This is a genomic window from Nostoc sp., from assembly GCF_036917455.1.
Taxonomy (GTDB): domain Bacteria; phylum Cyanobacteriota; class Cyanobacteriia; order Cyanobacteriales; family Nostocaceae; genus Nostoc.
This window is the reverse complement of sequence record NZ_JBALDK010000114.1, coordinates 1-11,442: the sequence shown is the minus strand read 5'-3', so window position 1 is coordinate 11,442 and position 11,442 is coordinate 1. Positions and strand designations below refer to the sequence as shown.

7 protein-coding genes are annotated in these 11,442 nt (G+C 42.0%); 2 read left to right on the top strand and 5 right to left on the bottom strand.

Features of this window, described 5'->3' with window-relative positions; translation table 11 throughout:
* Positions 1-257: 257 nt before the first annotated feature.
* Positions 258-530: a helix-turn-helix domain-containing protein gene (locus V7K42_RS12380; RefSeq protein WP_334916533.1), complete on the top strand. Its 273-nt coding sequence runs from the start codon at positions 258-260 to the stop codon at positions 528-530.
* Positions 531-656: 126 nt separating this feature from the next.
* On the opposite strand, the gene V7K42_RS12375 is transcribed toward V7K42_RS12380, so the two are convergent.
* The 5 genes from V7K42_RS12375 to V7K42_RS12355 form a co-directional block, all read right to left on the bottom strand.
* The gene (locus tag V7K42_RS12375; protein ID WP_334916531.1) at positions 657-2,198 is read right to left on the bottom strand and encodes a hydroxymethylglutaryl-CoA reductase; all 1,542 of its coding nucleotides are present in this window, start codon (positions 2,196-2,198) and stop codon (positions 657-659) included.
* A gap of 136 nt (positions 2,199-2,334) precedes the next feature.
* The gene (locus V7K42_RS12370; protein WP_334916529.1) at positions 2,335-5,694 is read right to left on the bottom strand and encodes an eCIS core domain-containing protein; all 3,360 of its coding nucleotides are present in this window, start codon (positions 5,692-5,694) and stop codon (positions 2,335-2,337) included.
* A gap of 270 nt (positions 5,695-5,964) precedes the next feature.
* Positions 5,965-8,058: an ATP-binding protein gene (locus V7K42_RS12365; RefSeq protein WP_334916527.1), complete on the bottom strand. Its 2,094-nt coding sequence runs from the start codon at positions 8,056-8,058 to the stop codon at positions 5,965-5,967.
* Between the two features lie 90 nt (positions 8,059-8,148).
* Positions 8,149-10,332, bottom strand: a complete 2,184-nt coding sequence (locus V7K42_RS12360) for a glycosyltransferase (RefSeq protein ID WP_334916525.1) — start codon at positions 10,330-10,332, stop codon at positions 8,149-8,151.
* A 519-nt stretch (positions 10,333-10,851) separates the two neighbouring features.
* A complete protein-coding gene (locus tag V7K42_RS12355; protein ID WP_334916524.1) occupies positions 10,852-10,998 on the bottom strand; it encodes a hypothetical protein in 147 nt (48 codons plus the stop codon).
* A 192-nt stretch (positions 10,999-11,190) separates the two neighbouring features.
* Here V7K42_RS12355 and V7K42_RS12350 point away from each other — a divergent pair, with 192 nt between their 5' ends.
* Positions 11,191-11,358, top strand: a complete 168-nt coding sequence (locus tag V7K42_RS12350; RefSeq protein ID WP_334916523.1) for a hypothetical protein — start codon at positions 11,191-11,193, stop codon at positions 11,356-11,358.
* Positions 11,359-11,442: the final 84 nt, after the last annotated feature.

The window sequence follows — 11,442 nt, the reverse complement described above, 5'->3', positions numbered from 1 at the left end:
TCATCCCACACGCGTAGGCGAAGCCCGCCGTAGGCATCGCTGCCTTTATCCTTTATTTAGTATCTATGTACTATATTTAGATGCGTTCGCCCTGGCATACTAGGTACTGAAGAACCAATTGTTTCTCTTTAGTTAGTTATCATGATTATATTTTAAATAAATCATAATTAGGCAGAAGTTCTCTATGTAAACAAGAGGACTTTATCTTCTTTTGTTTTCAAAATGAGAATTGCTGCGTTGCAGTAGACCTACGTCTTATGCCAAAACAGATTGCGATCGCTAGCCACTTAAGTACAGAAGAACTATTTGTTGGATACCGTCAAGCAATAGAACCAAGCCAAGGCAGCCATTACCAAATAATTTGGTTATTGAAGACGGGAAAGACAATACAGGAAGTATCTCAAGTCACAGAATACTCAAAAATTTGGATTTATCAACTGGTAAAACGATACAACAAAAATGGTGTTGGAGGTTTAAGTAACAAGCGCTATGAGAATCTAGGTAAAGCATCATTGTTATCTGATATATAGCAAGCTCAACTGTGGCAGGTACTTTCACACAAAGCACCAGATGGGGAATTGTGGAATAATCGAGTTAGAGCAAGCTTGGGTAGATGAGCAATCCATCACCCCCTTGTTGCGTAAGACCTGAATCAGTCACTTCGCAATAAGGGGGTGATGTGCTGCTGCAAACTCATCGGCAACAAGTGCCGATAACGTAGAGAGATCCAGCGCCAGCGCAAACCCACAGATGATTTCAGCAAGACAAGGAGACTTCCCATTGCCATCACAAGCGATCATCTGTAGAGCTTCGCGTTGATGGGGTAGACGTGTCCCCCCGCCTACGGTGCCGATGAGCAGGCTAGGAAGGACTAAGCTCGCATAAACGGCCTCGCCGTTATCCACCAGATCCATCGTCAAGTGTCCGACGCTGGACTCATGCACGCTCCCAATATCCTGTCCAGTGGCTGTGAAGATCGCTGCTACCATGTTCGCAATGTTGATGTTTACACCGATCATTCCGGACGCTACACCTCCTGCGGCGAGAGAATGATAGCCACGGACAAGTTGATCTGGTGTCACATTTAAGATCCGCTTCGTAACTTTGCCGCTGAGTTTACACTCGGCTACTACTCTTGTGCCACGACCGAACATGAAATTGTTGTACGTGACTTTTTTGTCATTGGATAAATTGGACTCGATAATAAAGCGGTTGACCTTGATTCCGAAAATCTTGGAAATTTGATCCATGATCCAGTGGCAGGCCTGCCAGGTACAGCCGGTAGTCATATTTTGACCTGCTGCATCCGCAGAGTCATAGACAAAGTGCATATGCAGATCGCGACCGAGGATCTGCGGCTCGATACGTTTCAAGTCAGCGTGTTTGGACATCAACTGCGTCTGCTTACGGATATCAAGAAAGCGAGATTTTACCCACTGAGCCAGGAACAGCGCATCATGCAAATCTGCCATCTGAAACAGTGGCACGCGCGTGATCCTTCGATCGAGAACAGCGGTGGTGATTCCACCACTGCATGTGATTGCCGTCGCACCGCGTGTGGCTGAGGCGATCAACGACCCTTCCGTCGTCGCCATCGGAACGAATATGTGTCCCTTAACGAGCTGACCGTGAAACATAAGCGGACCGGCAACACCAACGGGAATCTCAACAGTGCCGATGAATGACTCCGTAACGCGCTTGAGACTTTCGGGTTGAAGATCGGTTTTCCCAATATGCTCCATCGTGACTCCGGTGTGTTCCCGTATGAAGCTTAGGCGACGCTGGCGGGCGCTCTCGGTATATTGCCCACGACAAGGCAGTCTTGGCCATTCTTTGACTTCGCTGGTTTTGTCGGGCGATCGCATATTTGCGAGAAACACACTCCAGAACTTATCTTCACTCTCGGAGCTTAAAAATGATGCCGATATTGAGTAATCGTTATTTTGCTTCACAACGCTTACAATGTTTAGCGAAATCTGATATGTAAAACCTCCTGGAAATCGGAACTCCACTAATTCGACAGTTCCAGGAGAGGAACTTACCCACAAATTCTGTGTTCGGAATTCTAACAGACCAGCTTCAATGGATTCTAACTGCATGTTTCGAGGATCTTCCAGACCATCGTGGCCAGTGGTCTTTACTCTACCGAATAGGGCGGCATTTACGATCCGTGAAGGCACTTGGATATAATTGGTCATTGTAATTCTTCCTTTTAAAATAGATAGCAAATAGCCAAGCCAAAATCGCCGCCCGATCTGTGCAAGACAACTTCATACAGATATGAAGGTTTTTTCTTGCCAGGAACACGATTTGAATGTGATTTAATTGACTTCTTCAACGCTTTTTCAAAGCTTTGTCGATCGCGGCTTTCTTCACTAGACTTGCAAAGGCTGGTGGAAAATCATTACCATGCAACCGCTCCCAACTCACTTCCTGTTTCAAATTATTTTTGTCCCCTTTCAGCTTTAATATGCGGTTGACTGTGGTTGTGGGCTGCTGTAGTTCTTGTGGGCTAAGATATCTAGCTAGTACATCATTGTAAACTTGTTGGACTGCACTATCTTTTTTACTCCCATTCAAACCGATACTAGAGAATAAAGTATCTTTTTCATTGTCATCAGTTTGACCTTCTAGGATAGTGAGAGTATTTCCAGCAAGTTCCTTTCTAGCCTCATTTTTCCTCTCTGTAGTCTTGGTATTATCGAATCCTTTAACTCCCTTGTCCCGCATTTTCTGCTTAAGTTTTCTTGTTCCCCATTGTCCAATTTGAAAGGCTCCAACGCCTGCACCCATAGCAGTAGCAGCGATTAATCCTGGTGGGCCACCAGTGAACCCTACAACCCCAGCACCTAGCGTTACTGTACCAAGAGTAGTTTTTATAGCTGCACGCTTCATTTTCTTTTTCTGTATTTCTTTAAGTTGATTTAGCGTCTCAACTTGATCTAGTATCTGAGATTGATCTAGTGTCGGTGAGTTCGCTATTTCATCTAGACCTTTTTTATTCTTGTAAGCCTTCTTAAATTTGTAGCCTCCTTGGATAGCTTCTGCGGTACCTACTACAGCAGCAGCAGCAGGTGCGACGGCCCCGCCCGCAATTATTTGCGTTCCTTGTGCCCCTCCTGCTGCACCAGCATTGTTTGCTAAACTAGCAGCATCTTTAACTGCCCCTGCTGCCGATTTTGTCAAGTCTGCAACGTTCTTAACACCCCTACCCCAAGATTTGTGACCACCAAAATTCTCTTTTTCAGCAGCTTTTAGACCAGCATCGGTATAAGTTATCAGCTTTGGCAAGGTTGTCAAAACACCAGATGCTACTTTACCAATATCAAAGGGTAGCGACGTACCTCCTATAAAACCCCCTTGTTGGGCAGAGGATAACGTTCCTATCTTACCGCCTCTTTCGACAGCTGCTATCGCTCCCGAGCCAAAAGTAGCTCCCGCTTCAGTATGGTGTTGGATACCCCTTTGTGCTTGGGTTATGACTATTCCAGTGTATGTAACAGCGGAAGTCATCTCACCTGTACTGTTAGATAAGTCTGCTATTCTTTCCCGACGTGGCTTTGTCTTATCCTTCAATGCCTTCTTAAATTTCTTCAGATTATCTGAAAATAGAAGTAAACCACCAATAGCTTTGACATCATCCCTAGTCATACCAATTATGGCTGCATCATGTGAAAATTCTTTAGGAGTGCCTTCAGGAAGAGGCGTTACAGATGTTAGTGGGTCTTTTGCATTGGCGGGAAGATTCTGTAGACCAATTTGATCGATATTTGAGTTGGACGAATCCTGTCCCAGAATTTTGGTTTGATCTGAATAAGTTTCGTGTTGCTTCATCCCTGCTGCAAGTTCCTTCTTTGGTTCTTTGCCAGGGCCGCCAGTTACATAACTAGTTGCGTTAAAGGGTGCACCAATCCCTTTCCTTATGCCTTTTGTTATTTTTTGCCCCCGTGTTGCTGGTAGTTGTGGCGTTTGTGGCGCTTGTGGCGGAATTCTCCCTTCTAATCGTACAATTTCATTTTGCTGCCGTTGCTGCTGAGTTAGTTCCTCCAGCAGATTCACTGTTGTCTCTATGTAATGCTGTCCTACCCGCCCTTGCAGTCGCAATTCTGCAATTCGCTGCGCTCTTTGTGTATTATTCAGTCCTAGCATATATTGTGCTTGCTGTTGCGGTGTCAAAGGTATTGGTGGCCGCTGCCGTTGTTGCGGTATCGGGGGTGGTAGTCTGGTGGGAGCTGGTGGGTGTATTTGCTGGTCTTCTTGTTCCTCTGTTACAGGTATTGGTGGTGATTGTTGCTGCCGATCCCGTTCTGTCAATTCCTCGCTGATTGACTCTATGACGGGATGTTCAAACCGTTGGCTCAATTCTGCCAGTCGCCGATTCCTTGTTCTTTCATCCATTTTAACCAGCGATTCTATTATCTCTGGCGGTATTATACGTTTTTGTAATCTATTGGGAGATGTCTGTTGTGATATTCGAGGTTTAAAGTGAAGTGGAATGCGTGGAGCCGAACCCTGCGAAAGTTCTTGCCTTGTCGTAGCTGCCAGATTCCTCAGTTCTGAATCTGGAGGCAGTTCGCTTTCAAGCTCCCCTAAGATATTATCAATACTTGCGAATATTTCTGCAAGAGGTCTATTATCTTCTTCCTCCACGTCTTGGAAATTAGACACCCCAGAAGAACCCTCTTGTCTGTCTCGATCGAGTAAATCTTCTGGAATGTATTGCCTATTGCCTGAATTTTGAGATATCCTTTGGGCATCAGTGGACGATCCCGCCTGCTCTTGTCCCCCAGATGAGATTAGCATCTGTACGGCTACGGGAGATAAAAAACTATTTCTTTCGCTGGCTATTTCGGCTAATTCTTTTGGACTGGCTTGAGATATCTCTTCATCTAAGATGCCAGTATAATATTCTTCCAGAACAGCATCTATTCCAGCCTCATCCACAAGGTCGGCCGAATCATCCTCTTCTCGATCGGACGGCGGATCTGCTCGCTGTTTTCCTTCACGCATACACTGTACAACATTACCCTGAGCAGGCATCCGCTGCACTCCAGAACTTACAGCCCCAGTTACTTGTGCTGATTCTCCTCGCGCTGCTTTTGCACCTAGCACATCGGCTTCAGTTTCTAATTGAGAGTCGGCATTAATGGCAACTCCCTTAGACTGAGGCGCGGTCACTCGTCCGGCTCGTTGTTGTACTACGTGAGCTAATTCGTGTCCTAGTAACTCTTGACCTGAGTGGGTGGTGGGTTGATACTTACCTGATTGAAAGTGGATATTTTGTCCCTGAGTATAAGCTAGTGCCCCGATCTTCTCTGCTTGTGACCCTTCATGAATGCGGACATCAGAAAAGTTTGTACCAAAGGAAGTTTCCATCTTCTGCTGCACCAATTTTGGCATGGGTTGACCGCCGCTACTGGGAGCTAGGTTTACTTCAGGAAGATCCTTGAGTGTCTCCTTAGCTTGCTTGGGCTGAAGCATTTCAGGCATTGCCAGTCTCATTCCGGGAAATATCGGGATTTGGGCAAAGTTGAATCCTTGCAGTTTTGCTTCCTCTGGTGTCTGGGTCAACTCCTGCCTCTGTAGGGCAGGGTTCGTTACAAAAGGACGCGACTTAATTTGAGACTGTACTGGTATGGCAGCATCTGAAACGGATTTTTGACCAACAAACTTCTTCGTCTGTAAAGCTTTCATTTCAAAGTCTCCTTAAGTGCTGCCTACCAAACTTAATATCTCTGAAGGCTAGGATAAATAATACCAGACTTTTGTCTCAATATTTACATAGACGAGTTATACTAAAGTCCAACATTCTCAGTTAATTAAACATTAAAACTTGGTAAACAAAAAGTTAAATTGGACTTTTAAATTTAGTGATAAAAATCCTCAAACCTCTGTAATTCTCTAGCCTATCGCAGTCTATTAGAGTTTATCTATGCTCTAAATATAAAATGTTGAAGTAAATGGTTACACCCAACTCTTGATCTCGGCGTCAGCGAGCGATCGCTCCAGTTTAGTATATTCACTTTTGGTAGCCTGTAAAATATGTTTCATTCCTAATGAATCGCCAGAATTTGCGGCAATAAAGGCTGCATTCAAAGCGATATTACGGATATTACCTCCTGTAACACTCAGTTGGGCTAACTTGGTGAAATCTAGCCCTTCGGTCGGTGTTTGGCTGGGGAAAACACGCTGCCAAATCTCTGCTCTTTGCTTGGCATCTGGAAATGGGAATTGCACAACAAAGCGGAGGCGGCGCAAGAAAGCTTGGTCGATTGAACTTTTTAAGTTAGTAGTTAAAATCGCCAAACCACGATAAGATTCTATCCGTTGCAACAAGTAACTAACCTCCATATTTGCATAGCGATCATGACTGTCTTTTACCTCCGATCGCTTCCCAAACAGAGCATCTGCTTCATCAAATAATAAAATCACGCCACCAGTTTCAGCTGCATCAAATACTCGTCGCAGATTCTTCTCTGTCTCGCCAATATATTTATCCACAATTGAACTTAGATCGATGCGATAAAGGTCTAATCGCAACTCTTTGGCTAACAACTCTGCTGCTGTTGTCTTACCCGTGCCGCTAGCCCCTGAAAATAAGGCACTGATCCCTAGTCCCCGCCCACTTTTGCTCCCAAATCCCCAGTTCTTATACACCTTCGTCCGTTGTGCTACATGAGCAGCAATCTCGTGCAGGATTTGCTGTTCTTTGTCTGGTAATACCAAGTCGTTCCAACTCGCAGATGGCTCAATTCGTTGAGCTAACTCATCTAGACGTGGACGTGCTTGGTTGCGGCAAATGTCCCAAAGGTGCAAATAAGGAGAAGTCGAGGCTACACTCTTTTCTGTTTCTTTATCCCTTTGCCCTTCTATTTTTTTAACTAGGCTTTTTACTCTCAAAGAGGCAGTCTGGATGTCTGTGGGACTGAGGCTGAAATGGGATACTAAAGTTTCTACGTGTCCTTGAAAGCTGGGTGCGATGTTCCCCAAGGCATTTTGCCAAATTGACTGCTGTTCCTCTGAGGTGGGTCGATCTACATCAAAGGTAATTAAAGGACGCTGCTTTTGATTGCGGCGATCGCGACTAGTGATAATTAAAGGACAATTAATGGTTTCGATGAAACGGGAGATTGCACTATTTCGGCTGGCTTCCATTGTTTCTAATTGATCGCAATCTAGCAGAAGTACGCGATCGCTTAACATCCATTCCCGCTCACATAGACACTTAATTAGATTCAGTTCGTTAGTATTGGTAGGAATAGCTTCTGCGGAAATAGCGTATAAATTTAACCCTAAAAAGGTACAAGCAGTAGAGGCGATCGCTGATTTACTCGCCACTTCTGTTCCACATAATTGTAAGACTGGTAATATTTGTGTCTCATCTACTAAGGTCTGCAACCAAGTATCTGCCAGATGCTGTGCTACATATTCGTGGGAGGATACCAAATAAGCCGTCACTGGCATCGGTAACTCAATCTCCGTCAAGCGCTCATCCAAATGTTGCACTCCCATCAGATGATGCAATATCCGTTCATCAATCCGCAATGGACTGGTAGTGAGAGTATTACCTGCACCAACTTCAATTAGTCGCCATCGGCGTAACGAGGCGTTAGGCATCAGCGCACTCCAATGCGGTTCTGCTAACACTGACAAAGCCAAACTAAAAGTAGGATAGTCTTGCTGATGATTGTCTTGAGCCTTAACAAACAGTGACGACCAAGTACGATCCAATTCTCTACCTGCACATAACAGTAACACATTGCGCTCAAACAAAGACAAGTCGAAAATATTGCACACCTGTTCTAACGCAGATGATTCACTGGATTCAGTTGTGGGGTAATGAAAATTTTCCTTGTCTTTGCCAAAGTTTTCGGAATCAGCTTTGAATGCTCTGCCTTCTTTCCATTGCTCCATTTTCCCATTATTCGCAGCCTCTGCTATTTGATTAATATGATGCTGTAAGGCTTCCCCTACATCGCTAATTGCCTTCATCAGATAAGATTGATTAGCTTCTAACCAATTGCCAGTTATTGTAGGGATTGATAAGTAGGTAGACATAATTAAAAATCTCTTGTTAACTATCTATTCACAGCGTATACTAAGAAAGCTTTTTTACAACCAGATCGACTTTTCAAATAGTTTCTTAAACTAAGATCGCTTATTTTTTAGCAAATTAGGGTTTAATAATGATACGAGTAGAACAAAAAAAGTTTCTAAACTACCCAATGTCTTCGTTTGGAAATATTTTCTGTTGGCGTATAGCAATTCTATCAATCTTTGATGCTGATGATAACTCACATCCAAAAATTGTATTGCCATGAAAGTCTTTTCTTGATTTTTTTCTACTCGGCAAATTTTTGATTTGATTTTTAAGTCATGTTCATTTAGGTTGAAATAAACTATCTTGTCTAAAGGATCAGCTATTTCGTTAAATAGATAAATATAAGCGCCTCCTTCAGACAAATTGAGTGTCACTCCGTCATCTAACTTGTAATAAGAATCGTTTTTCAAACCTGAATCAAATTTAATATGGCAATTCCATTGCACAGGAAATCGGTCGACTGCTCTATTTTCGGGTTGATCGATAGCTGACCAAAACGCAAGATACATTAAAAATGCATAAAAACTGAGAACTATCATCATTATCAACTTCTCATTAAAAATTGTTTGATGACTTGCAAAGCTTGAAAAAAATTGAGTTAAGATTACGATCGATATTAAAATTGCTCCCATCAATAATGGATAACTTAGGGAGAAATTATAAGCTTTTCTACTTGATTGCACTGCCTTTCGAGTCACATTGAAAGCTTGTCCGAATGGTTTCTTAAATGCAGATATCTGGCATTTAAGCAAAGGGTAGAGTAGAAGCATATTGTAAAGTTCTTGCCAAAGGAATGTTGTTCGATATTCAGAAAGCCAACCAAAGCTCATGACTAAAGCGGCAAGCCAAGGTAGGCAGAAAAAAATAAATTCATTATATGTTGCTACAAACGGACTAATCCCTAATACTGCACAAGTTATTAATATAAAGATTGAAATTGCACGAGTAAGAGGTAAGAAGGGAGTAATGTACCAAATAATGAAGAAAGGCAGTTGAAACCAACTAAGCTTTTTCCAGATAACTAATTCGTTTTTACACCGCGTAATTTGATAGTCTGAAAGATGCCAACGCACCCTCTGTTTGACAAGATCAATATAAGTACGGGGAGACTCCCCGATAGCTAATTTTTCATCAAGATAAATAACACGATAGCCCTGTAATAATATCCTTAGAGAAGTAGAAGTATCTTCATTAACACATTTAGTGTAATAACCGCCGACTTGCTCAAGAACATCTCTTCTAACAAGATAACCCGTTCCAAAGCAAGTGGCAGTATTGAGATAGTCACGTTGAGAATAGTTAACTTCAAAACAGTAAGCAAGATCGTAAGGTACTAAATGATCTATGCCAAGATTCCTAGCATAGTGATCGGGATTATAGAAGCTTTGAGGAGTTTGAACTAAGCCAACATCAGATTCTTGAAAAAACCCCACAGTTCTGGTCAAGAAATCTCTGAATGGGACAAAGTCAGCATCCAGGACTGCAATTAACTCACCATTCGTCTCAAGTAAGGCATTATTCAAATTACCAGCTTTAGCATACTGATTATTACTTCGAGTAATGTACTTACAGCCAAGCTTTTCAGCTAAGTCACGAATAAAAGGGCGGCGAGTATCATCAAGAATGTAAATCTGCTTATTGGGATACTCCATAGACAAACAACCTAGGACTGTCCGTCGTACTACAAACTCAGGCTCGTTATAGGTAGGAATTAAGACATCGATTGAAGGTAAATATTGACCAGAGTAGATATCTTGGCTCAGTTTATTTGCTTCCTTTGAGCGTTGTTCGCTAATTGAAAAAATTGAAGTTATTCTTTTTAAAACAAATACAGTTAGCTCAATTAATTCAATGTTAAAAAGAATTAATCCTAAAAATATTCCTGTCCATGAATGTAAATCGAGAGTTGAAAATGAACGCCAAATTAAATAACGAATTACAAATGCTAATAGTACAAACGTAACCCAAAACTTTGACCGTGCGGTAGCAGAAACAAAGCGAAGTACATAACATCCTAATACAACAGATAAAAAAGGAAGGTATAAAGTAAAACTGCATTTAGGAGCTTCTATAAAATTGAAAAGACTTTGAGGTGTGACAACAATACACTCAACTTTGGAGTCTGACTGAAGGTAAGTAACCAAAAATAAAATAGTAGATACGACTACTAAAAAAGCTGTCAAAAAGTTGATTATCAAAAATCGCTTTGGGGGCAAAATTTTATCTTTCATGAGGTTTTGATGAAGAAAAATTGTCAATTTTTAAGCTTTGTTTGAACCGTGTTACTTCCTCTTGCAAGGCTTTGATAATTTCTACCAAGTGTTCCTTTGACAATTGGTTTATTTCTTCTTGTGGAATTGCTTTTACTATCTTTTGGCTGATAATAGTGATGCTCTTGCACTCCTGTTTGCTTTACATAAGGATGATATTAAATAATTAACAGTACATTATATTTACTTAAAGAAATAATTAAGTTTATTCAGTAGATAAGAAGCAGGGTAAGCGCATCTCAAATGAAATAAGGTAATTGAAACATTCTTTAAACGACTATTTTTATCTGTAATAGTCCACCCATAAAACAAGATAGGTAGGGCAATGGATGTAGAATTACAAATCTTGAAACATTTGCCAAGAGATGATCACCCAACAGTTGCGATAGCGAAGCGCTGCTGCGAAGCGCAGATCGTAGATGAATATTGTGCAGAATATAAGTAGGTGGGCGTGAAAATTTATAACTATGTAACGAAAATTTAACCAGAGGAATTAGAGTTAAATTTGATACGTTCTGTACTGTAGTTACCTTTTTCTCCCCTAGCTTTGACACCATCAATTACGGCGTAAGCGAGGTCTAGCTCATCATCAAATATTTGCCCATAGAGTTCACAGGGCAAACGCATCTAAAGTATAAGAATCCTTTAATAGCAAGGGTTTCGGCGTTTTTTAATTTAGCCTCTTTTTTCGTCAAGATCCTTATCCAGCAAGGGTTTCAGAAATGCCGTGCGTTCGCCCTGGGTAAAGGACGACCCAAAAAACACGGGTCTAAATTCAAACTTAATGAATCCACGACATGGAGTGATGCAGAATCTGTTTTGGAATTGGATGATCCGAAATTACAACGAGTAAGGGTTAGCCTCTGGAAGAATTTACATTTCCGTAAAGCGGCAGCGCGTCCGATGTTACTCCTGCGGGTTGAACGTCTCAATGCACAAGGTAACTTGAGAGTGTTAAAACCTTTGTGGTTGGCTTCTGGAGTTTAGACTAAGCCATGCAAAATGACCCAGCAGGGCTGAGTTAATCGGAGACTTAGCAAAAGTATGAATAATTTTAAGTATTAAACAGCA

Bases quoted from the DNA above. Each gene is read 5' to 3' on its own strand.
- V7K42_RS12380 (WP_334916533.1), top strand. From the start codon at position 258: ATGCCAAAACAGATTGCGATCGCTAGCCACTTAAGTACAGAAGAACTA.
- V7K42_RS12375 (WP_334916531.1), bottom strand. From the start codon at position 2,198: ATGACCAATTATATCCAAGTGCCTTCACGGATCGTAAATGCCGCCCTA.
- V7K42_RS12370 (WP_334916529.1), bottom strand. From the start codon at position 5,694: ATGAAAGCTTTACAGACGAAGAAGTTTGTTGGTCAAAAATCCGTTTCA.
- V7K42_RS12365 (WP_334916527.1), bottom strand. From the start codon at position 8,058: ATGTCTACCTACTTATCAATCCCTACAATAACTGGCAATTGGTTAGAA.
- V7K42_RS12360 (WP_334916525.1), bottom strand. From the start codon at position 10,332: ATGAAAGATAAAATTTTGCCCCCAAAGCGATTTTTGATAATCAACTTT.
- V7K42_RS12355 (WP_334916524.1), bottom strand. From the start codon at position 10,998: ATGCGTTTGCCCTGTGAACTCTATGGGCAAATATTTGATGATGAGCTA.